Genomic DNA, 23,232 nt, shown 5'->3' with positions numbered 1-23,232 from the left:
TCCGGTTTTCTGACGAAAGTAATCAATAAAAAGATTGATTAGATCTACTGTAAACAAGAGAAAAATTTTGTTATCTGGTATCCGACCAAACCGAGTTGTTGACTACTTAAAAGGCAAAATTGCCGACGAAAGCCACCGCAAAAATAAGAGGTATAAAAAATTCCTATGATGCTGGTCTGTGCCGGTTGAACTTGAATTTGATAATGACCTGTTTTTGACCGCTCTTGACTGAAACTGTATTGGATACAGTGATCCATATTACGCTCGGCTTACATGCGTATTGTTGGTCTACATATTCCTGAAAATAATCATAAAGGGTTGGCTAACACTCAAAGTTTCTGGTCGTGTTTTGAGCTTGATAATTCCCTTGCCGGTATCTTCACGTGTGATGGAGGCGATCGCTTTAATATTGACGATTGTGGATCGATGAATTTGTTTAAAAATAGCAGGATCAAGCAAGTCTAATAGTTCCTTGATGGGTTTGCGTAATAAGGCTTCGCCTTGAGCTGTCATGACTACCGTATATTTGTTGTCCGCTTGGAAGTAGGCGACATCATCTATCATGATCAAGCGTGTTTCTGTTCCCGCACTGGCGGTAATCCACACCAACGGTTCTGGCCTAGCTGGATTTGATAAGCTGGAACTAAGCTGCTTGATTAAGGTAGTCATCGTAGCGCTATCATTGGTGACGCTGTAATTACCGTTAATGGCGCGCGTTTGCAGGCGCTTTGCAGTGCTCAATAATCTTTCGTTTGTGATGGGCTTTAAAAGATAATCGACCGCACCCTTTTCAAATGCATCGATAGCATATTGGTTATAGGCTGTCACAAACACGATTTGCGTCTTCGGGCTGATCATTGTCATGGCCTCTGCTACTTCCAAACCACTTAAGCCTGGCATGCGGATATCCAGAAAGGCGATATCCGGCTGATGCATCGCTATCGCCTCCAGCGCGCTACCACCGTCGTCACAGACCGCAATAATTTTCAGATCAGGCCAGACTTCTTCCAATGACTCTAGCAAGGATAATCTAAGCAAATCTTCGTCCTCGGCGACTACACACTTAAGCCCCTTTAACATATTAGACATGATTCGTTCCCTGTAAGAAGTTCGCCGGTACATTGATAGTGGCTGCGACACCGCTAGGGAAATTAGCGGCTATCGCGAATGAGGCCGCGGAGTCGTAAGCTAGACGCAGACGTTCACGTATATTGCGCAAACCTATACCTGTGCCCGCGCCCTCGGCGCTGAAGCCACGGCCGTTATCGGCCACGGTGATCGCAACAGATTGCTCATTATGACGTGCAAAAATCCAGATCGTGCCACCACCGGATTGTGGCTCCAGACCATGCTTAATGGCGTTCTCAATCAGGGTCTGCAGCATCATGCTTGGAAATAAAATCGTCCGTAAATTATCCGTGACTTCTATTTGTAATTGCAGGCGCGACCCCATGCGTATTTTCATAATATCCAAATAGGCTTTGGCACGTTCTAGCTCTTCACCCAAGGTCGATAAAGAATTTTCTGTGCGCGGTAAGGAATAGCGAAGGTAAGTAATCAAATTACCGAGCATGTGATCGGCGCCAGCCGGATCGGTGCGCGTTAAAATTTGCGCACTGGCTAAGGTGTTGTACAAAAAATGTGGCTCTACCTGTGCATGCAAGAGATTGAGTTTGGCGACGGTGAGTTCTTTTTCACTGACGGTTTGTTGCACAGCGGCCTGTTCCTGACGACGCAGTTCTGCCATCCGACGTAAAATAGCGCGACTGATCGCCTGCATATTTTCTAAGTTGGTACCGTTATCGACCAAAAACAGATCGGTCCACACGGCTCTTTCTGGTTCGCAAAGTAAGCTGACGCTGCCTACATCATCACCAGGTGTGACAGTCGCCAGTATCTGGTTGCGTTTAGTCGCCAGCCAATTTAAATACTTGATCTGATTAAAAAAATGATCTTGATAGGGATTGATGCGTTTAATCTTGGCACGCACTTGCAGGCTGTCGTGAGCGCTTTCAACTTGTTCTATACCGGGCAATTCGCGTATCGCCGCCTCCACTAAAGCAAACGCTAGACTTGCTTCTAAAGGAATCTCGATCTGAAGGTGCTGTCTGTTGGCCAGTGTACTGGCTATGACTTCAGTAGAAATCAAACGTACCCGACGTACGTGTGAGAATGCCACGGCAGCAATCAACGCACTTAGTACTATGGGGACCAGAAAAAACCAATCCGGTGGATTGTATCTAAATACCACATTGACCACTAATACAATGAAGACACTGAGTATGACCATCCCGCCAAAGGTTTTACGAAGAATAAATACTAAGCTGGTGAGCATGGTGGTTTCCTGATGATTGCGATTGTCGCCAAGCTTAGCGAGTACGTTTCAGAGCGACGCCCCTTATCCGACGAAAGCCAATAAATAGAGATGAACCTTGTTCAAGCCAGTGCGAAAACAGATTACGTGAACAATATTGACTCTCTCAAGAGCGCTGAGAGGGCCAATATCGAATGAGTAAATACGTGCGGATGAATTCAAAAACAGACATACCTGTAGTACCAGACCACTTTACAAGTCTTGGGCGCTCAAGGTTTGCTATATAAAATTTAGGGCGTGTTGGGAACAGTTTTTTAGCGTGCCGTGCCCAAAGTTGCCGCAGGCTGAGTACAACGGTATATTAGTTTAAAAGTATATTAGTTTTGTATGACACTGTAGTAGGCGGCCCTCTGGAGGGCAGTTTTTTGGAACGGCCAAGGATATTATTTATTCTTGGCTGCAGTTTCCAGTTCTGCAATCCGTGCTTCAAGAACATCTAGTTTAGTTCTTGTTTTAGCCAGAACCTGTGCCTGTATATCAAACTCTTCCCTGGTAACTAGGTCTAGCTTGGAGAAGCCTTGACTCATCATTGCTTTGACATTTTTTTCTATATCTTTGGCGGGGGAGTTTTCTAAAACCTGATTGATTTTAGATTGAAGCTCATTGAAAAAATCAGGCTTACTCATAAGAATCCTTGTAATAACTAAAAATTGCACGATACTGGTGCGGTAATGTGGGGTGATTTATTTAGGTTTTGCATTAAATTGGTGCGGCGACCTGATGTAACTCAAAATAAATGGTCTGCTAAATAGTGAAAGGCATTTTATCTTCAATGGAATCATAGCGCATCCCTTGGCTCAAATGCACTTATGACGCCGTTTTGTCGGTTGTTGTCAGTGTTTGCTGCGGGAGTATTGAGATTTTGGCGAATTTTATTTCGTCACTTTGTCTGGTTGGCACGACTCCTGCTAATACCAGCTTGGAATTTACGTTTTCTAATCTGTTTATTAACCAAAAAAGGGACGCGCAATGAAAAAACTATTACTCGCCGCAGCAGTTGCAGCATCGTTAGCAGGCAGTTTGGCACATGCAGAAGATGCAAAGCCTGACAATGAAGTAAGTTTCAATATTGGTGCAATAAGTGATTACCGTTACCGTGGTATCTCACAAACACGTCTGGATCCAGCTTTACAAGGTGGTGCAGACTATACCCATAACCCGACAGGTTTTTATGCGGGTACCTGGTTGTCTACCATTAAATGGACGAAAGACGCAGGCGGTAGTGGCAACGTTGAATGGGATATCTACGCTGGTAAGCGCGGTGAGATCGTCAAAGATATTTCATACGACGTCGGCGTACTCTCTTACGTATACCCATCCAACGGTCTGAGCAGCGTTCCTGGATTTGCTAATGCGAATACTACGGAGATTTATGGTCAGGTTGGTTATGGTCCTGTTTATGCAAAGTATTCTCACTCAGTGACTAATCTTTTCGGCTTCGTCAACAGTAAAAATAGTGGATATCTGGATATTGGTGCCAATGTTGAATTCACCCCTGGCTATACGCTGAACTTACATGCGGGCCATCAAACAGTAAAAAACAACACGGCATATGCGTACACAGATTGGAAGGTCGGTGTAACAACTGAGTATGCTGGCGTGACGTTTAGTGCTGCTGCGGTTGCAACCAAAGCAGATAGTGCTTTATATGTGACACCTCAAGGCAAATTTACTGGAAAAACAAGTATCGTTTTGTCAGCTCTTAAATCATTTTAAGCAACGTATTATCTAATCGAGGTCAGCATGAAACTGATTACCGCCATTATCAAACCGTTTAAGCTCGACGAAGTGCGAGAAGCACTGTCAGCCATCGGCGTACAAGGTATTACCGTGACTGAAGTCAAAGGTTTCGGTCGCCAAAAGGGGCACACCGAGTTATATCGTGGTGCGGAATATGTGGTCGATTTTTTACCAAAAACAAAAATTGAAGCAGCGGTTGATGACGCTATCGTTGATCGCGCTATTGAAGCGATTGAAGCCGCGGCCCGTACTGGCAAGATTGGTGACGGCAAAATTTTTGTTTATGACTTACAGCAAATTGTGCGTATTCGTACCGGCGAAACCGGCAACGAAGCACTCTGACCGATATTCTAAGATCCACAGGGAGATCACACATGAAGAAAATATTTTGCAAAGCATTAATCAGTAGTGCCTTGCTTTTATCGGTCGGTTTTGTATCGTCGTCTGCTATGGCAGCGGATGACGCGTCGGCTAAAGTAGAAGCATCCGCTGCATCTGCCGTTGTTGTTGCACCCGCATCAGCGCCTGCAGAAGCAGCGCCCGCCGTAGCTTCTGTTGCTGCGGCACCCGCTGCTCCAGCGGTAACTACAGACGCAGCAGCATCAGCTGCTGCCGTACCTGCACCTGTGCCGAATAAAGGCGATACCGCATGGATGATGGTGTCAACTTTGCTGGTTATTTTGATGACTATTCCTGGTCTGGCACTGTTCTATGGCGGTTTGGTTCGCTCTAAGAATATGCTGTCCATACTGATGCAAGTATTCATGATTTTTGCCGTCATCATTGTTTTGTGGTGTGTCTATGGTTACTCACTGGCTTTCACTGAAGGTGGGCGTTTCATCGGATCGTTTGATCGTTTGTTCTTGAACGGTATTTGGGATCCGGCAAAGGCGACCTTCTCTACTGCGGCAACATTTAGTAAAGGCGTCGTTATTCCTGAATTCGTTTATGTGGCATTCCAGGCGACTTTTGCGGCAATTACCTGCGGCTTGATTATTGGTGCATTTGCAGAGCGTGCTAAATTCACCGCAGTATTGTTATTCGTGGTGTTGTGGTTCACATTCAGCTATTTGCCAGTCGCTCATATGGTCTGGTTCTGGACAGGTCCTGACGCTATTAAAGATGCAGCAACGGCGGTTACTGAAGGTGCTAAAGCGGGCTTCTTGTTCCAAAAAGGTGCGATGGACTTCGCGGGTGGTACGGTTGTGCATATCAATGCAGCGGTTGCCGGACTGGTCGGCGCTTACCTGATTGGCAAACGTGTTGGCTATGGTAAAGAATCCATGGCACCACACTCACTGACAATGACAATGATTGGTGCATCGTTATTGTGGGTGGGCTGGTTTGGTTTCAATGCGGGTTCCGCTTTAGAGGCCGGTGATGTAGCTGCTCTGGCATTCGTTAATACCTTATTGGCAACTGCTGCTGCAACTGTCTCCTGGGTGTTTGGCGAATGGATGTCTAAAGGCAAACCTTCCATGCTGGGTGGTGCGTCCGGTGCAGTTGCTGGCTTAGTGGCGATTACTCCGGCTTGCGGATTCGTCGGACCGATGGGCGCACTGATCATTGGTTTGCTCGCAGGTGTCATTTGCTTGTGGGGTGTCAATGGATTAAAACGCCTGTTAGGCGCGGATGATTCACTCGATGTCTTTGGTGTGCATGGTGTTGGCGGTATCTTGGGTGCATTGTTGACGGGTGTATTTGCAGCCCCGTCACTTGGTGGTCAAGGTGTGTTCGACTACGTGACAAACAAAATGTCTGCTGATCCTTATTCCATTATTGGTCAGGTAACCACTCAGGCTACCGCCGTCGGCACAACCATATTGTGGTCTGCTATCGTATCCGTGATTGCGTACAAACTGGTTGATCTGGTGGTTGGTCTGCGTGTTCCTGAAGATGAAGAGCGCGAAGGTCTGGATATCACAAGCCACGGTGAGTCTGCTTACCACTCGTAATTGTTGACGATTACAGAGAGTCAGTAATGGCTCTCCAGTTTTCTAGGGTAGTATCCTCAGTGCATGTTTAGGGCGCATGTGACTGATTTAATAGGCACCTTTTACAGGTGCCTTTTTTTATGCCTGTGAATCTTATGGGGTGGAGCTTAGATGAATATATAGTAGGTATTTTTGGGGCGATTGTATCGTCAGCACACATGAAGTTAAATTTACATAATTACTCATATCACGAACGAAAAAAAGGACATGCAGCGCATGTCCTTTGAATACCTGAATTAAGTTGTCCGTGTCAGTTAAGTTGAACGGAGAGCTGTATTAACGAACCAATAACCATAATCTACCAAGGTCGCTTGTTCCGTCATTGCCTTGAATGGTCTTGAAAATTTCGGCAGCTTTTACCTTATTGTTTGCCTGCAAATAAGCCATGCCGAGATGCAGTTTGGCTTCTTCCGGCGCCTTTAATCCGCCTTTTACGATTCCTTGTTCAATTAAAGCGATGCCTTTGTCTGCTTGACCCTGGATTACATAGTTGTAGCCCATATTAACCATGCCGATACCGGTTTTTGAGGCTTTTGCAGCAGCCTCACCAGCGTCTAAGGATTTTGCATCTTCAGCCGCCTGCTTATTCACTTGATCGCGTAGTTGTTTCTGTTTGGCAGCTTCTTTTCCAGTGCCAAGCATATTGTTAGCAAAACCAGCATCGACAACTTTTTTTGCTTCCGCGGGTAAGCCAGCTAACTGTGCTAATTGCGCCATCTCATAGTATTGAGCACCTTCTTCCAGATTGTCTGTTGCCAGTAACAAACGGTATAAATCTAAGCGCAGACGTTCTGCAAATCCAGGTTTATGCTCGACGCGGTATAACAAATCGGCCCAATACTCTTTTTTAGGGTAATGAGTAACCAGTCGCTCTAAAACGGCGGTGTATCCGGCATTATCTTTTAACTGCTGGTAGCAGCTTCCCAACAAACGCAAATTATCATTACTAGGTACACGTTTGGCTTCGTCATCTGCTTTTAAAACGAGATTCAGTTCTTTCGCTGCACCTGTGAAATCATCCTGCAAGTACATCGCACGGATAATCAGATTATGCATAGGCTCGTTATTACTATCTTTATCAAGATATCGCTGAGCCCATTGCTTTGCGAGAGTATATTTCTTCTCATTGAAGTAAGTGCCTGCCAATGCCTCGATCAGGCGTAATTGTTCTGGCAGCTTTAAAAATGGTGAGTTCAGCATACCCTCAAATGAAGTCGCCAGTAGCGGTGTATCGTTAAGGCCGGAGGCGACCACGGCGCGTAAGCGGTGCATCGCAAATTGCTCGTATGGCGTCTTGTTTTCCATTGCGTCAAGCGCATTGATTTTTTGCAGTGCTTCGGCGTATTGTTTTTTATTTAGCAGATCCTGAATTTCCGCGAGTGGCTTACCCATTTCTGCACGTACGGTTTCGGACTTTGCTGGCTCAGCCGCTGCGGTTTGTGCCTGAGCACTGGAGATAGTCAATGGTAATGATGTAGAACCAATAGCCAGCATTAAAGCGGCTAACAAAAGTGATGAATTCTTTTTCATGAACGTTATCTTGAGATAGTGTTGTGACAGGAAACAACCGGATACTGATGTGAGTTTTGCGGTGTCAAAACAATGCTGCTCTCTGACAAGGATTTTACTCGTGTCATACATTATATCTGAGCAATTTGGGTATGCCCGATTCCTTTAGTGTTTCTTGTAAAAGTAGCGTTTTGAAAGTAGCAGCTTGCTACTGTTTTTAAGTACAAACCTGAACCAGAATCCAAGGTTTCACTACGACCGCCCATAAATGCGTATCTGTTTCCAACCAGATTTTTGCCTGCTCATCACTGACTTTTGCCACGCTGCATGTACTTAGCCATTCCTGCACTAATGCTTTGTTGTCACTAGAAATCTGGAAAGCAACCTCGACCAGGTCCAGCTCTGACGCAACAGCAATGACGGTGCCGGATGCAAAATGTTTTAGTAACTCTGACCAAGGCAGTCTGGAGGTTTCTTGATTGATCTTGGTGCGCAACAATTCGTCTGAATTCATACGGGTAAATAAGGAAAAATAACATATCCATTGTAACCTCGGAGTAAAGCCGGTAATGCACTCACCACGATTTTAGCCATTCATCTGTCCAGCTAGCGACTTGATCTCTCCAGACTCTTTGGGAGAAAGTGTGATTGGCATTTTTTAGCTCATGTACGCGGAATTGAGGCGATATGGATAAGTTTTTCCATTGTTTGGATCCATGCAGCACATCTGCGAATTCTCTGGCGGTCAAATCATTTTCGCTCAGGATGATCAGTGTCTTTCCGGTAAATTGTTGCATTGCCGTTAGTATCTGGTCTGGCAAGTGCGCTTGCTGGGCTGTTTCGCCTGAAGCTTTGTCGGTTTTGAGGATTTGACTTATCTGGCTAAGCAAAGATTTCGCTGTTGCACGATAACTGAACTGACCATGCAGGATTTTCTTCCAAAGCAAGGGATCGGTCAGCCGGTCTTTATAGTAATGTTTTAAATGGGCTTTAGCGCTACCTGCTTCAGTTCTTATCCATGGATTAATCAGAATCAGTCCTTTAACTCTTAGATCGCCTGACGCATACAGCATGGCGGCAGAAGCACCGTCACACAGCCCCCACAATACAATTTCTGACAGGTACGGATTGTTGAGGAGAAAACTGTTGATTGCTGACTGGATATCATCATGGATATTTAAAAAATCGTATGCATCCCCTTCGCTGTCTCCCATCCCACGATAGTCAAACCGCATGGTACTAAAACCATTTAAGGCTAAATCACGTGAGAGTAAAGTGAATTGACGGTGGCTGCCTGCCCGATATTGTGGCCCTCCAACGATGAATAAAACGCCTCGTTTACTAGAATTGGCTGGCAAGCACATTACGCCATATAGCAGGTCCGTGCCTACCTTGAAGCATATGGTTTTCTCTGCGATGGCATTTCCCTGGGGCGTCTTCATGGTTGACGGAAAATTCCTGTCGTAGCATCAACCAAATCCGTGTTGACTGTAGTTTCTTGGCTCATCCAGAACGGGTGACCCGAAACCATCTGAATGTTGATGTGAGTCCCTTTCTCCATCCACCCGGTCAGAATTTTTTGTCGTGCAAACGGTAGTGCCGTGCTGTTCTCCGAAGGACATTCAAGCCAGTGCAGATCACTTGCTCCAAAATGCCACCCAGATGCATCAAGTGCGTCAATGCTAGCTGCAAGCGCATGGCTTATCTCATAGCCGGCAATTTCCACAATTTGTCCTTGATCCAACAGTGTTCTGACTGATGGTTGTGTTGAGGAGGGGTTTTTTTCTGTCAGCATATCGCCTGCCAGACGTAATCGAAAAAATTGATTTAAGAAGCTGGTGCCTTGCAACACTGGTTGCCACAGTGCGATTTTCTCGACGGGGTTTTCAGTACTTTGAACCATATCCAGTGCGAGTAACGCACCTAATCTTAAGCCCCAGAGACTGATGGGTGCCTTTAGTCTGGCCCGCATCCAATTTATCGCGTCCTGGACGTCCTGTTTCCAGATAGACCAACTGGCATCCTTTAATTCGCCGCTGCTATCTCCGCAGCCAAATAAATCAATTATCAAGACGCCGTAGCCGCTTACCGCGAGGCGTCGTGCTTGCATTGCTGCCATTTTGCGGGATTTGTTCATTTCCTCTGCAAACGGATGAAGATAGACAATACCGCCAAGACATGGCTTATCTTTTTTGGGTGAAAAATAGAGGCAAAACCGATATCCTGACGAGGTATCAAGAAAAAAGCTTTCAGCAGATGAGGCAGCGACGCTCAGCATTAATTCAGCTTACTGCTGACGTAGGCAGTTAAGCTTCCCAGCGTCTCAAAGGTTGCGCCATTAATTTCGTCATCTTCAACATGGATGCCAAAATGTTCTTCAAGTGCCGTAATCACATGGACTACTGCCATAGAATCCAGCTCTGGCAAACTGCCAAGCAAAATTGATTCTGCTACCAAGTGATTTTTTTCTGAGCCGAGCTGCAAAACATCTGACAGTAAATTTTTTACTTCTTCTAATAATGGCATGTGCAATCCAGAGATGACGATATGAATGAGAGAACGTCCGATCAAATTTGATCAGGATAGGTGGAGATAATCTTACAGGAAGATAGCTTGGATGCTGATCTTGCTAAAATTGCTTTTTTATTATTTGAGACTAGATTTTATCTAAAAAATAAGCGAAACTCTCAAGTGTTTTCAAAAAAACAATCTAAAAGAGCAAATCAGGCTGTTCGTTGAGTGCAAATAAATACGTGAAGTGTTTTTTTGCTATTTAATTGTCTTGTCGAAAATTTTTACGAAAATTTTTTGAAAATAGAAATCGCATAAATTTATGCTAATTTCTATTTTCAAGTCATTGAATATAAAAGCTTATTTATTTTAATTCCAATATGGAATAAAATTTGCTTGATCTAATGGAAGATACGCATTGCTGACATTAAAATCACATCAAATGCTGCTTAACGTAAATCAAAATGTAGGACGGAGAGCGTCATGACCATACAAGATCAACATAAAGAAAACGACGGGCGATCATCTTCAGAGTTGAAGCATGAGCCTGGTACTCAATTTCCGGGTGAGGCGCGTCGTCGCTTTACAAAGGCTGGCCTGGCTACCACCGGTGTGTTGATGACAATGGCGAGTCGTCCGGTTCTTGGCTGTACTACTCAATCCCCTTCTGGTTTCCAGTCCGGCAATCAAAGTCATCGTGGTGTTCCTCAGACTAGTTATGCTTGTTCGCCATGCTATTGGGCGGGAACAACTAGCTGGCCAGGTGGTTTGAAGCACGATAATCCGGATAAAAAAAATAACGGCACCAAATTCCAGGAAGTTTTCACTGATTGCTCAAAATCTTCTAAATACTACGGCGTAACTTGCTCAGATCTGGTCGCCGGTTTGTCATTTGACAGCAGTAATTATTACGTCGGAATGTATTTGGTGGCGGCATACCTTAATTCCTTGAGCCATTGGACGCCATTCCTTACAACGCAAAAGATACGTGATATGTTCACGCAGTGGCAAAGTAAGGGCAAATTCTCTCCCTCTCCTGGTGTATATTGGAACGCGGCTCAAATCGTTACCTATTTGAAAGCTACCTGGACCTGATTTACAACAGTGGCTTACTATAGATTTCGCGTTATCATTTAATAACAAATTTTAGTTCCGGGTGGATAATTCGTATGCAATGGAGAGTGCTTGCAAGCACCGCTAGCAATTCTCATGATTGGGGTGATGAAGTCGTATTGTTTAATTACCAGTCCGGTGCTACCCACTTATTGGATCGCGCAGCAGGACAAATTCTGGACCAACTAACTACTTCACCTGGCGATGCAAAATCAGTCGCAACCAAGATGGCAGACTTATGGCATGTTGAGATCGACGACGATTTAGTTCGTTATGTTCGTGATGTGCTCATTAGTCTGCATGCTCTTGTTTTGATTGAGCGTGTTTAATTTGAAAGTAGCTGATTTATCTTATCCTGAACTGTGCAGTGAACTGAAGCGTGGTTTGTTTCTGCAGATGGGGGCATTCGTCCTCAACATCCAAACACAAATTCCAACGGCAATACATAGCTTTGCCAAAATTTATGCTGACTATTTATTGGTCGGTCGTGAGTTTGCTGATTTTCATGTCCGGTTGAAATCCTCAGGTGGCATGCGGCGTTGGTTGCGACGACAAGTTCTGTTTGAGTGTGACGGTGCCTTGCCGTTTAAACCCCTACCATATAATCAAGCCTTTCCTTTGCTCGAGTGGGGCATGAACTGGTGCGTGTCAAGTCACGCGCATAGCTACCTGATGATTCATGCTGCGGTATTAGAGCGGGGTGGCCGCGCTGTTATCTTGCCTGCTCCGCCAGGATCTGGCAAAAGCACCTTATGTGCTGCGCTGACACATCATGGCTGGCGTTTGTTGTCCGACGAATTAACGCTGATAAATCTGCATAACGGCGATGTAACACCATTGCCGCGGCCGGTCAGTTTGAAAAATTCTTCCATCGACGTCATAAAAAAATTCATTCCTGATGCAGTCTTCAGTAATCCTGTGAGAGATACGATTAAAGGCACGGTTGCGCACATGAAGCCGACTTTGGACAGTGTCGTGCGAGGACGGGAAGTGGCACACCCGGCTTGGATTATTTTCCCTCAGTTTCAGGTAAATTCTGAGACGATCATTAACACGGTTCCTAAGGCTCGTGCATTTATCCGGGTTGCAGATAATGCTTTCAACTATAGTTTGCTTGGTGCTGCTGGCTTTCATGCTTTAACTAAAGTAATAGACGGTGCTGACTCATTTGAATTTACCTATAGCTCTCTTGAGCAGGCGATCCAATTTTTTGATTCCTTAGTCGAGTCTAAGGGATGACAGTGTATTTGAGTGACAACATCCAGAGTGACATCGATCCGCGACGACTTTTGTTGCAGTGCTTGCGTGAGCCAGTGCTCATTCAATCTTTCACATTGTCCGATTGGGATTTGCTGATTCGGCAGGCGCGTGCTGCAAATATATTGGGCAGTTTGTATTACCTTTTGAAAGAAACAAAGTTATTACCATCAGTCCCCGATCAAGCCCTCAGGCATCTGTTATGGGCGGAAAAAGTCGCACAAAAACACCGTCAGGCAGTTCAGTGGGAAGTGCATATGATTGCAAATGCATTGAAGGATGCGGATGTACCTGTTGTTCTGCTCAAGGGCGCTGCTTATGTCATGGCGGATTTACCGGCAGCGCAGGGGCGTCTGTTTTCTGACATTGATATCATCGTCTCAAAAGATGCGCTAGGTGCCGTTGAGGCTGCTTTGATGTTGCATGGCTGGGAGTCTACGCATCACGATGAGTATGATCAGCGCTATTACCGGCAATGGATGCATGAATTGCCTCCCATGCAGCATGTAAAGAGGATGACGGTCGTTGATCTGCACCATGCAATCTTGCCCGAAACTGCCGCGGTCCATCCGGATTCAAAAAAATTGCTTGATGCCACAATTTGCGTAGGAAGCGGTTCACAGATTCGGATGCTGGCACCGGTGGATATGGTGTTGCATAGCATGGTACACCTATTCTATGAAGGTGAGTTTCATCACGGATTGCGAGATTTAATAGATATTCAGCGTTTGTTTACGCATTTTGGTAAGGATCCATTTTTTTGGTCTGCCCTTGTTCCGCGGGCAAGGGAGTTGGAGCTGGGGCGACCGTTATTCTATGCGCTTCGCTATATGCACCTGATACTGCAGGCCGATATTCCTCAACACGTAATGGCACAGGCCAAAGACAGCGCACCGCATGCCTTGTTTGTCGCTTTTATGGATCATTTATTTATGCGAGCCTTGTTGCCTGTCCATCTTAGTTGTGATGACTGGTTCACAAAAACGGCAAGAAATATGTTGTATGTGCGCGCAAACTGGCTGCGTATGCCCCCGTTTTTACTACTGCGCCATCTATTTCATAAGGCATTTATATCTCCTCGAGATGCTTAAAGAGGGACATTTTTTTTGGGGAATACTTTGCTTGCAAAGCGTTCCTGAAAGCAAATTATAAATAGCTAATCAGGTTGAAATAAAGTCAATATAGTTGCATTTTTAATACTGTATTATTCCGATTTGCCTGTAGTATACAAAATAATAACAATCACAAAAAATATCGGGATATTGACACTCAAGAACGACAAATGATCTTTGTCAGATCAATGTCATTGAGGCGCTCAATCGATACAAGGTATTTTATGTTCGCTCGTTCAATTATATTTTTCTCTGTCTTGGTGTTGGCGAGCAGTATTGCGCTCGCCGAGGAGAGTGCGCCCGGCGCTCTCTATGGAGCGCTTGGAGATATGGGGGATAGTCGCGCCTTGACGATAATGGCGGCCAGATATGAGCATGCAGAAGGTGTGCCAAAAGATTATTCGCATGCATTAAGTTTATATTGTGCGGCAGCGAAATTGGGCGATGCTGATGCGCAATATGCGATGGGCTGGATGTACGCTAACGGGCGTGGTGTTGAGCGCAACGATGCTACTGCCGCACAATTATTTCAATTGGCTGCTGAGCAGGGTCACGAACTGGCACGGAGAATGATCGGCAATATGTCAACCGAGGAGATATCGGCACTGCCTGCTTGCCTGAGTTCTGAGATTATCAATCTGGATGAAAAAAAAGATCTGGTCTTTTTACCCAAATACCCCAAAGGCCGGATTTCGCAGCTAGTCGAAAAATGGGCGCCAAAATATTCTGTTGACGCTAATCTGGCGTTGGCTGTTATCTCTGTAGAATCTGGTTTTAACGAGCAGGCTCTCTCTCCCAAAAATGCTCAGGGTCTGATGCAACTGACCCCTGATACTGCCCAGCGCTTCAGCGTAAAAAATGCGTTTGATGCGGAAGATAACATCAAGGGTGGCTTATCCTATTTACGCTGGCTATTAGCTCTTTTTAGGGGTAATGTCTCATTGGTAGCTGCTGCTTACAATGCGGGCGAGCGAGCCGTAGAGAAATACCATGGAATTCCGCCTTATCTGGAGACCATGGATTACGTGCAAAAAATTAATCGTTTATACCAAAAATCGACCCACCCGTTTCAACGTAATATTGTTGACGCATCGTCTATCGTGATGCGCCCCACCCGCAGCAGTAAACCTTAAATCGGAAGGCACATGCTGATTAAGAGATTACTTAGCAAGCGCGATATTCTGGTTCCTTACTTTAATTTCCGTAAGGAATTAAGTGGAAATATTGAGTCCACCCTACTCAAAGAGATTTTTCAGCTGAGATATGAGGTGTACTGTCTTGAATGTCACTTTCTGCCGACTGAAGAATTTAAAGATGGTTTAGAAAGTGATGAGTTTGACGAGTGTTCCACGCATTTTGCCGCCTTCACGATGGATAACCAGATTGTCGGTACAGTGCGCCTAGTGCAACCATCCTCTGATTTGAATTACCCTTTTGAGGGGCACTGTAGCATTTTTGAAGACTATGTCATGCCAGCCAGAGAAACTGCGGGTGAAATATCACGCTTAGTCGTCCGCAAATCACATCGTCGTCGCAGAGGCGATTCGATGGAAGGTGTATCGCAAGACTTCCGGGAAAAAGGGAATGCCGCATCAATTCATCCGCATCAGGGAGGAAAAAAGCGGGACGGTAACAGCCCTTTACTCTTACTAGGCTTATATCGTGAGATGTATCGCTACAGCCGAAAAAATGGCATTCGCTATTGGTATGCGGCGATGGAGCGCTCGTTGGCAAAATCGCTGGATAAAATGGGATTTCGTTTTGTGCCGATAGGCCCGCAAACCGATTACTACGGCCCGGTTACGCCTTTTGTCGTGGATTTAGATGAGTTAAACAACCGGTTGCATAAAGAAAATAAGTTTCTGGCTGCCTGGTTTAATGATGAAAAAATACCCTATAACGTGATTATCAGAACCATGATCGGTTCATTTTGGCAGATGGTAAAGAAGAAAAAATAAGCGCAGAAATACAGGAAAGCCAAAACAAATTCAATTTTTAAAAAACGTAAAAGATGAATCCAATTTTTGCCAGATTATGCAGACGGATTATTCGCTATCAGTTAGCAAGAACTACGTCTGATCAGCTTATTCAACTAGGTAAAAAGAAGTTGATTCGTGCATTTCGCAGAGCCGCCAGATGTTCATCTGCCTATCAAATTTTGCTGAGTGAACATGGTGCTTCAGTAAATGACATTACTACTGTGGATGATTTTTTGCAACGTTGTCCTGTGCTGGAAAAAGCTAATACGTTCCGTCGTTTTTCTATAGATCAATTGATTGCCAGCGACACGGATAAGTCGCAGCTTGCCTCTATACTCACCAGCTCAGGTCATGGGAGCAACGGTTTTGCGATTGGGCTCGGCACCAGAAAGCAATTGAAGTCAACCGCGTCTCTGATCGATATGGGGCTTGAGCTAGCTTTTGATATCGATCGTTATAAAACCTTGTTGATCAATTGTTTGCCGATGGGAGTGACATTTCAATCGGACACCGTATGTGTAGCTAACGTCAGCGTCAGAGAGGATATGGCTTGTGCAATTGTCGAGCAAGCGGGTGCTGCTTTTGAGCAAATCATTCTTTGTGGCGACCCTATTTTTCTTAAAAAATTGTGTGATTTTTCTCAAAATAAGGGGCTTGACTGGCGTCGTTACCGAGTGAACGTGATTGTCGGTGAAGAGACGTTTAGCGAGTCATTCCGGGATTATCTTGCGTTGGCTTTGAACATCAACCTTGATCATCCCGCCAGTGGCCTGATTGGAAGCTCTATGGGTGTCGGCGAATTAGGACTGAACTTGTTTAATGAAACAAGAGAAACCATTGCTATGCGCAGGGCATGTATGGCTCAGCCGGACTTGCTGGTAGATTTATTTGGCAACAGCGCAATTGACGCACCAGTGCCGTCCTTTATGGTTTTTAACCCTATGCGAACTTTCGTCGAGGTCGTTAACACGGACAGTCATGGTAATGGCGATCTATTGGTTTCCATGCTTGATCCGGATGTCCCAATTCCTTTGATGCGATATAAAACCGGTGATAAAGCGAGGCTACTTAGTGCGGTTGAATTAAACGAAGTGTATGAAAAAATAAATCTGGGAATTTCCCCGCCATCTTTACCTGTAATCGCTCTGCACGGGCGAGCCAAGGATTATCTGCCGGATGGCATGCATCTGGATTATTTCAAACACATGCTTTATGCCAATCCCTCAATTTCAGTGCACGTGAGCGGGGCTTTTCGTTTGACTCTTACTGGCGGTTGCGTGTTATGGGAAGTTCAATTGCAATATGGAAATAAAACTTCCCCACAAGAAATTGCATCGGTACTGCAAAACGCCATTGCCGCGACACATGAAAAAGTTGAAACGATATGCTATCCGTACCATGATTTTCCATACGGCAAATCGCTGGATTATGAGCGCAAATTTGTTTATTGGCCGGGGTAAATATTTTATGTCGAATATTTTTACAAGGCTGTAATTTAATTATCTTTTGATTAAATAAAAAAAGCATTTTATCTATTAAAATCAAATACTTATAATATAAAGTTATTTCTGGCACGCCTCGTGCTTATAGTTATGCGTCGAGATAGTGATTTGACCTAATCAAAGGGGAAGCTCAAATGAACATGAAACAAATATCAAAAGCTGTTGTTGCCTTGGCCTTAGTGACAGGCGCAGTTGGCTCAGCAAGCGCTTTAAGTCTGACGGCGGGCGACTTAAAATTTACCTTAAATAATTATGATTCCGGTACTGTTGGCTACGGTGTAACTCCAGGCCTGGTTTGCTCTACCATTGCTTCTTGCGATACAAAAGCAACGACACCAGCAGTGAATAGCTACGGTGACGATACATGGGGTATTTTTTCTGTGACTAACATCACGAAAATTTCAACTGGTACGACAATTTGGAGTGCAGGTCCTGGTGACTACCTTACTGGCCTTTTTGGTGGTTTGAAAGATTATGCGGTAGGTGTCAGTCCAGTTGATCCTTTTACTGGATTGCAAAATACCAATACGTTTTCGCAAGGTGGCTGGGTTAATCTGTACTCTAATGCGACTGACTGGAATCCTGCTTTAGGTCCTGGCGGACGTACTGGCATTCAAACATACACAGGTATTACAAGTGGTTCCTTAGTATTGGGTGCCAAGTTTAGCCCTGCCGTAAATGCGACACCGTTCGGTGCTGCTGGCTCCTACCAGTCAACTTTTGACAGTACAAGTTTTGCAGGTCATGGCCAAGGCTTCCTTGATGTGACGGCTGGTTCATGGCTGGCTCAACTGGATACAAACACTTTGTCTGACCCGCTTGGTGGTAAGCATGATTTGTTTTTGTCCACAAATTATGATGATGTAAATGGCGCGGCATCAGCGCTGGGCTGGACTGTGAAGTCTTCCTCACAAGTGAGCGGTAATGCAATCCCAGAACCTGCATCACTTGGCTTGCTCGGTTTGGGCTTGGCTGGTCTGGCAAGTATCCGTCGCAGAAGAAAATAATCCAAGTCGACCTTGGTAAAAGCTGCCTGGTGTGAACCAGGCAGCTTTTTTGTTTGTGTCTGCCTAAAGAGTTGTTGTGAGATATTTATTTTCCGATATTTAAAACAAGTCACATTAAGCGCTGTGAAAATTATCAAAAATATAGTAATCTGTCACATAAAGAATGTTATTTTTACAATATAATTTATTTGTCGGGTTGTGGAGTGTTGATGTTCAGAATTGCTAATCACCATGTATCACGTATTACATCAATTCTTCTATTGATTGAATTTAGTATTGCACTTGCTTCGGTTTATTTGGGCGCCATCATCCGCACATTAGACAGTGCTTTTCCTTTTTCCGAAAAATCAGATAATTTCTTCAGTACGGCTTTGGTTTTTGCGTCGATTGTTGTATTCAGCATGAGTGCTCTGGGCATGTACCAGATTAATTTTCGAGAAGGCATCAGAAATACCTTTTTAAGATTGATGCCTTCTTTAGCCTTAGCGCTCATTCTGGTTACGTTGACATTTTATGTGCTTCCTACGTTATTCATTGGGCGCGGTGTACTGGGCATCGTGCTGGTGATTGCCGCTATTGGCATCTTGACAGCAAGGGTCTTGATCTTCAAAACCTCAGAATCAGGATTGCTGCGGTCAAGAATCATTTTTCTAGGCTCGGGGTCACTGGCAAAAGAATGTTACGAATTGGCGCTGAGCAACACTGCGCACCATGAGTACGAGATCTTGGGATTTGTGCCTGTCACCGATGAGATATGTCAGGTGCCGGTTACGAATCTCTTGTCTTCTGAGGTGAGCCTTAGTTCAGTTGCGGGAAAATACCACGCGGATGAAATTGTGGTTGCTGTACAAAATCGTCGCGGTGCGCAGTTCCCTATTGATGATTTGCTGGACTGTAAATTAAATGGTGTGAAGGTCATTGACGCTGCGGCATTTTTTGAGCGCGAAGCATGCCAGATTCGTGTTGAGTCTTTGCAGCCGGGTTGGTTAGTTTTCGGTGACGGTTTCAATCAAAGTTTTTTGAGACGATTTGGTAAACAGATATTTGATTTGACCGTGAGCGCGATCATATTTTTACTGTCTTCACCAATTATGCTGATTACTGCTTTGCTGATTTATATAGAAGATCGCGGGCCGATTTTTTATAAACAAGAGCGAGTAGGTAAAAACGGAAAAACTTACATGGTGCTGAAATTCCGGAGTATGGGAATCAATGCAGAAAAATCCGGTAGCCCACAATGGGCGACTAACAATGATCCGCGTACAACCAGCGTCGGCAAAGTCATTCGTAAATTACGTATTGATGAATTACCCCAAATTCTAAATGTGTTACGCGGAGAAATGAGTTTTGTAGGTCCGCGTCCCGAGAGACCATTCTTTGTCGACCAATTATGTAAAGACGTTCCTTTTTATAATATGCGCCACAGTATCAAGCCAGGCATCACCGGCATGGCGCAAGTGCGCTATGCCTATGGTGCTTCAGTTGAGGACTCCGTGCAGAAACTGCAGTACGACTTGTATTACGTAAAAAATAATAGCTTGTTTTTAGACGTTTTGATTTTGCTGGAAACAGTACAAGTCGTTTTATTGGGTAAGGGAGCAAGATAATGCTCGTTCATAGAAAGTAGAGTAGATGCTGATTAGCGTTGTTTCACTAAGCTATCTTGTCGCAGCCTTCGCATTTCTTATTCTGTCAGTTGTTCTGATGACTAAATGGCGCGGGCGACTTCATTGGAAAACGCTTGCCGCTGCCTGCATCATCACTACATCGTGGGCCGCCACGCTCGCATTTCATATTCTCTTTGGCTTGCCACTATCCACGTTTGCCAATGCATTAGAAATTGCAAGAAGTGCGTCGTGGATCATCTTCCTGCTCATACTTCTTCATCCTCAAACTTCCGGCAACGTGTTTACCTGGGTGAGTGGCAAACCCTACAAGCAAGTCATCCTGATATTTTTGGGCGCGTTATTTTTTTCAACCATCTATGCGCATTCTACGATCAGCGATCCTCTTAGCGCAAAAATCAGTTTAATCGCTGATACGTTTGGCCGTGTTGCCTTGGCCGTAATGGGCCTGCTGCTGGTTGAGCAATTTTTTCGCAATATGTCGGATCAAGGTCGCTGGGGTATCAAGTTTGCCTGTCTGGGTATTGGTGGTCTGTTCGCTTACGATTTTTATTTGTATAGCGATGCCATGTTATTCCGGACGATTAACCCTGAGATCTGGGCGGCACGCGGTCTGGTTGATGCGATCAGCGTTCCTCTGATCGCGATATCTGTTGCGCGTAATCCTAAATGGTCGCTGGGTATTCTGGTATCCCGCCGTATGCTCTTCCATTCGGCCACCTTATTTGGTGCGGCGTTTTATTTGCTCGCGATGGCTGCCGCTGGATATTACTTGCGATTCTTCGGTGGAAACTGGGGAACTGTCATGCAGGTCGCCTTCTTGTTTGGCGCGATAATTTTACTGGTGGTACTTTTATTTTCCGGTTCAGTAAGATCATGGCTTAAAGTTTTTATAAGTAAGCATTTTTACAACTATAATTACGACTATCGAGAAGAGTGGATACGATTTACCAGAACACTTTCGATTGGCGGTGATGATTTGGGTGAGCGTGTGATTCGTGCCCTGGCAAGCTTAGTTGAGAGTCCTGCTGGCGTGTTATTTGTCAGACGCGAATCGGGATTGTGCGAACCAGTGAACAACTGGAATATGCCTTTAGGGAATTCAACCGAACCAGTAAATAGTGCGTTCAGCAAGCTGCTCGAAGAAAAGCAGTGGGTTGTCGACTTATCTCATGCCGACGATCAGACCAATCCTTATGCTGAAGTGACTATTCCGGAGTGGTTGCAACATTACCCGAAAGCCTGGTTAGTATTGCCTCTCATCTTTAATGGAAAACTCTTTGGTTTTATCTTGCTGGCAGAAGCTCGCAGCAAAATAAAACTGAACTGGGAAGTCCTTGATTTGCTAAAAATCGCCGGAGTGCAGGCAGCGAGTTATCTTGCACAAGAACAGTCGGCAAATGCACTGATGGTAGCGCGACAGTTTGAGTCATTCAATCGTATGTCAACTTTCATGGTGCATGATTTAAAAAATCTGGTAGCGCAGTTATCCCTGCTGTTATCAAATGCGGAGAAACATAAAGACAATCCTGAGTTTCAAAAAGACATGGTCGATACCATAGATCACTCAGTACAAAAGATGAAGGTATTGCTGCAAAAATTAAGCAGAGGTGCATCGGTAGATAAATTGGCCGTGATTCCTCTGGATGCGTTGTTGAGACATGCTGTTGATTCCAAATCGCCATATGAGCCAACGCCGAAATTGGAGATTAACAGTCCAGATGTACAAGTGTTTGCAAACAGGGAACGGTTAGAGCGCGTTATCGGACATCTGATTCAGAATGCGATTGAAGCCACACCTAAACAGGGCGAAGTGCATGTCAAGCTTTCCCAGCAACATCGTCATGCGGTGATCGAAATTAAAGACACAGGTGTTGGTATGTCTGAGGAATTTATCCGGGACAAACTCTTTAGCCCTTTTGTGTCCACCAAGGTTGCTGGTATGGGAATTGGCGTTTTTGAGACCAAAGAATATATAGACGAGTTAGGCGGGAAACTGGAAATCATGAGCCGTGTCTCGGTAGGCACCAGCTTCAAGATCATTCTGCCCGGCTATTTTTTAGGTGACACACATGCGTTGCAAGATGCTCAAATACAAAAGGTAACATCGTGAGCCAAGAAAAGAAAAAGTTGCTCATTATTGAGGATGACCTTGGGCTGCAAAAACAATTGCGTTGGAGTTTCGACGCATATGAAGTCCTGGTTGCCGGAGACAGAGAAAGTGCTTTAGCACTGGTGCGCCGACACGAACCCGCGGTCGTTACGATGGATCTTGGGTTGCCGCCCGACCCTGATGGTGCGACAGAAGGACTGGCGATTTTGCAGCAAATCCTGTCCTTAGCACCGGATACAAAAGTCATCGTACTTTCTGGTAATCAGGACAGAGAAAATGCGGTCAAGGCAATCGGGCTGGGCGCGTATGATTTTCATCAAAAGCCGTTCGAGCCGGAGATGTTGGGTTTAGTGATCGAACGGGCTTTTTATTTACATGCACTGCAACAAGACAACCGCCGCATGCTGCAAATGCAGACGGCATCACCGATGTCCGGCGTTATCAGTCGCGACCCTGGTATGTTGAAGGTTTGCCGGAATATTGAAAAAGTAGCGCCTTCGTCCGCATCGGTCATGTTGTTAGGTGACAGCGGCACAGGTAAAGAAGTATTAGCCCGTGCACTCCATCAGTTGAGTCCCCGACAGGACAAGCGTTTTATGGCGATTAACTGTGCGGCGATCCCGGAGAATTTATTAGAGAGTGAGTTATTCGGTTACGAAAAAGGTGCTTTTACCGGTGCGGTAAAACAAAATTTAGGCAAGATTGAATTGGCTAACGAAGGGACATTTTTCCTTGATGAAGTCGGTGATTTGCCTATGCCTTTGCAAGCCAAGCTCCTGCGTTTTTTACAAGAGCGTGTAGTAGAGCGTATTGGCGGGCATAAAGAAATTCCGGTTGACGTGCGTATTGTCTGCGCGACACATCAGAACCTTAAAGAACTCGCTACCACCGGGCGATTCCGTGAGGACCTGTATTACCGGCTCAGTGAAATCGTGATTAACATCCCGCCACTGGCTGCACGTGATGGCGATGCCGCATTACTGGCACATCATTTTAAAAATAAATTTAACGCAAAAGAAGGGCGTCCTGGCTTAAATTTTAGTCAAGATGCGCTGGCCATGATCGAGAGTCATACCTGGCCCGGCAATGTGCGCGAAATGGAAAACTGTATCAAGCGTGCCGTGATCATGGCAGATGGTCCACAGATTACCGCAGAGGATCTCGGCTTGTCGTCTGAGCCTGTAGAGGAAGCGCCGATCAATCTGCGTCAGATACGCGAAGAGGCAGAGCATAAGGCCGTGGTCAAAGCACTAGCCAGGATGGATGGGAACATTGCAAAGGCTGCAGAGCTATTAGGTATCAGTCGTCCGACTCTCTACGATTTAATGAACCGTCACGCAATTAAATAAGTCTGGCCTACATCAACATGCCTGATCCATCGTCGCCGATCTTGCAG

The 23,232-nt window shown here is 45.1% G+C and carries 23 protein-coding genes; 15 read left to right on the top strand and 8 right to left on the bottom strand.

The features are described from left to right. Positions 1-288: 288 nt before the first annotated feature. The 3 genes from ACO0K4_RS02380 to ACO0K4_RS02370 form a co-directional block, all read right to left on the bottom strand. Positions 289-1,089 carry a LytR/AlgR family response regulator transcription factor gene (locus ACO0K4_RS02380; protein ID WP_422954995.1) on the bottom strand — a complete coding sequence of 267 codons (801 nt, stop codon included), beginning with the start codon at positions 1,087-1,089 and terminating at the stop codon, positions 289-291. Continuing rightward, on the bottom strand, positions 1,082-2,335 hold the full coding sequence (locus ACO0K4_RS02375) for a sensor histidine kinase (protein WP_422954994.1): 1,254 nt from the start codon (positions 2,333-2,335) through the stop codon (positions 1,082-1,084). The genes ACO0K4_RS02380 and ACO0K4_RS02375 overlap by 8 nt, the downstream gene beginning before the upstream one ends. Positions 2,336-2,757: 422 nt before the next feature. Beyond that, positions 2,758-3,000, bottom strand: a complete 243-nt coding sequence (locus ACO0K4_RS02370) for an accessory factor UbiK family protein (protein ID WP_422954993.1) — start codon at positions 2,998-3,000, stop codon at positions 2,758-2,760. 343 nt (positions 3,001-3,343) lie between these two features. On the opposite strand from ACO0K4_RS02370, the gene ACO0K4_RS02365 reads away from it, so the two are divergent. Genes ACO0K4_RS02365 through ACO0K4_RS02355 form a run of 3 tightly spaced genes read left to right on the top strand, consistent with a single transcriptional unit; the run spans position 3,344 to position 6,069 of the window. After that, positions 3,344-4,090 (top strand): TorF family putative porin, encoded by a 747-nt coding sequence (locus ACO0K4_RS02365; protein WP_422954992.1) that lies wholly within the window; start codon positions 3,344-3,346, stop codon positions 4,088-4,090. A gap of 27 nt (positions 4,091-4,117) precedes the next feature. Further along, entirely contained in the window at positions 4,118-4,456 is a 339-nt protein-coding gene (locus ACO0K4_RS02360) for a P-II family nitrogen regulator (RefSeq protein WP_422954991.1), read from the top strand. 32 nt (positions 4,457-4,488) lie between these two features. Further along, on the top strand, positions 4,489-6,069 hold the full coding sequence (locus ACO0K4_RS02355; RefSeq protein ID WP_422954990.1) for an ammonium transporter: 1,581 nt from the start codon (positions 4,489-4,491) through the stop codon (positions 6,067-6,069). A gap of 315 nt (positions 6,070-6,384) precedes the next feature. Here the strand turns inward: ACO0K4_RS02355 and ACO0K4_RS02350 are convergent, their stop codons facing one another. The 5 genes from ACO0K4_RS02350 to ACO0K4_RS02330 all read right to left on the bottom strand — a co-directional run bounded on the left by ACO0K4_RS02350 (position 6,385) and on the right by ACO0K4_RS02330 (position 10,143). Further along, on the bottom strand, positions 6,385-7,638 hold the full coding sequence (locus ACO0K4_RS02350; RefSeq protein ID WP_422954989.1) for a tetratricopeptide repeat protein: 1,254 nt from the start codon (positions 7,636-7,638) through the stop codon (positions 6,385-6,387). A gap of 196 nt (positions 7,639-7,834) precedes the next feature. Beyond that, positions 7,835-8,131, bottom strand: a complete 297-nt coding sequence (locus ACO0K4_RS02345; RefSeq protein ID WP_422954988.1) for a DUF2288 domain-containing protein — start codon at positions 8,129-8,131, stop codon at positions 7,835-7,837. A 61-nt stretch (positions 8,132-8,192) separates the two neighbouring features. Then, complete coding sequence (locus ACO0K4_RS02340; protein WP_422954987.1) at positions 8,193-9,059, bottom strand: hydrolase 1, exosortase A system-associated; 867 nt, start codon at positions 9,057-9,059, stop codon at positions 8,193-8,195. After that, positions 9,056-9,895, bottom strand: coding sequence for a hydrolase 2, exosortase A system-associated (locus ACO0K4_RS02335; protein WP_422954986.1), 840 nt, complete (start codon positions 9,893-9,895; stop codon positions 9,056-9,058). The genes ACO0K4_RS02340 and ACO0K4_RS02335 overlap by 4 nt, the downstream gene beginning before the upstream one ends. Continuing rightward, the gene (locus ACO0K4_RS02330) at positions 9,895-10,143 is read right to left on the bottom strand and encodes an acyl carrier protein (RefSeq protein WP_422954985.1); all 249 of its coding nucleotides are present in this window, start codon (positions 10,141-10,143) and stop codon (positions 9,895-9,897) included. Before ACO0K4_RS02330 ends, ACO0K4_RS02335 begins: the two co-directional genes overlap by 1 nt. An 87-nt stretch (positions 10,144-10,230) precedes the next feature. Between ACO0K4_RS02330 and ACO0K4_RS02325 the strand changes: the two genes are divergently transcribed. From ACO0K4_RS02325 to prsR, 12 genes are all read left to right on the top strand, one after another. Then, positions 10,231-10,356, top strand: a complete 126-nt coding sequence (locus ACO0K4_RS02325; protein WP_422954984.1) for a hypothetical protein — start codon at positions 10,231-10,233, stop codon at positions 10,354-10,356. Between the two features lie 255 nt (positions 10,357-10,611). Then, complete coding sequence (locus ACO0K4_RS02320; RefSeq protein ID WP_422954983.1) at positions 10,612-11,223, top strand: hypothetical protein; 612 nt, start codon at positions 10,612-10,614, stop codon at positions 11,221-11,223. A gap of 74 nt (positions 11,224-11,297) precedes the next feature. Next, on the top strand, positions 11,298-11,570 hold the full coding sequence (locus ACO0K4_RS02315; RefSeq protein ID WP_422954982.1) for an HPr-rel-A system PqqD family peptide chaperone: 273 nt from the start codon (positions 11,298-11,300) through the stop codon (positions 11,568-11,570). Next, complete coding sequence (locus ACO0K4_RS02310) at positions 11,563-12,480, top strand: HprK-related kinase A (protein WP_422954981.1); 918 nt, start codon at positions 11,563-11,565, stop codon at positions 12,478-12,480. Before ACO0K4_RS02315 ends, ACO0K4_RS02310 begins: the two co-directional genes overlap by 8 nt. An 8-nt stretch (positions 12,481-12,488) precedes the next feature. Beyond that, positions 12,489-13,589 (top strand): nucleotidyltransferase domain-containing protein, encoded by a 1,101-nt coding sequence (locus tag ACO0K4_RS02305; protein ID WP_422954980.1) that lies wholly within the window; start codon positions 12,489-12,491, stop codon positions 13,587-13,589. A 245-nt stretch (positions 13,590-13,834) separates the two neighbouring features. Continuing rightward, on the top strand, positions 13,835-14,743 hold the full coding sequence (locus ACO0K4_RS02300) for a transglycosylase SLT domain-containing protein (RefSeq protein ID WP_422954979.1): 909 nt from the start codon (positions 13,835-13,837) through the stop codon (positions 14,741-14,743). 12 nt (positions 14,744-14,755) lie between these two features. Further along, entirely contained in the window at positions 14,756-15,568 is an 813-nt protein-coding gene (locus ACO0K4_RS02295; protein WP_422954978.1) for a PEP-CTERM/exosortase system-associated acyltransferase, read from the top strand. Between the two features lie 53 nt (positions 15,569-15,621). Beyond that, on the top strand, positions 15,622-17,049 hold the full coding sequence (locus tag ACO0K4_RS02290) for a hypothetical protein (RefSeq protein WP_422954977.1): 1,428 nt from the start codon (positions 15,622-15,624) through the stop codon (positions 17,047-17,049). Positions 17,050-17,225: 176 nt separating this feature from the next. After that, a complete protein-coding gene (locus ACO0K4_RS02285) occupies positions 17,226-18,098 on the top strand; it encodes a PEP-CTERM sorting domain-containing protein (protein WP_422954976.1) in 873 nt (290 codons plus the stop codon). Positions 18,099-18,307: 209 nt separating this feature from the next. Further along, complete coding sequence (locus ACO0K4_RS02280; protein WP_422954975.1) at positions 18,308-19,705, top strand: TIGR03013 family XrtA/PEP-CTERM system glycosyltransferase; 1,398 nt, start codon at positions 18,308-18,310, stop codon at positions 19,703-19,705. A 25-nt stretch (positions 19,706-19,730) separates the two neighbouring features. Next, entirely contained in the window at positions 19,731-21,836 is a 2,106-nt protein-coding gene (gene prsK, locus ACO0K4_RS02275; protein WP_422954974.1) for an XrtA/PEP-CTERM system histidine kinase PrsK, read from the top strand. Continuing rightward, complete coding sequence (gene prsR / locus ACO0K4_RS02270; RefSeq protein WP_422954973.1) at positions 21,833-23,185, top strand: PEP-CTERM-box response regulator transcription factor; 1,353 nt, start codon at positions 21,833-21,835, stop codon at positions 23,183-23,185. The genes prsK and prsR overlap by 4 nt, the downstream gene beginning before the upstream one ends. Positions 23,186-23,232 lie beyond the last annotated feature (47 nt).

Source organism: Undibacterium sp. RuTC16W, from assembly GCF_049339445.1.
Classification (GTDB): Bacteria; Pseudomonadota; Gammaproteobacteria; order Burkholderiales; family Burkholderiaceae_D; genus Undibacterium.
The sequence above is the reverse complement of the archived record's forward strand: the minus strand, read 5'-3'. Positions and strand labels throughout refer to the sequence as shown.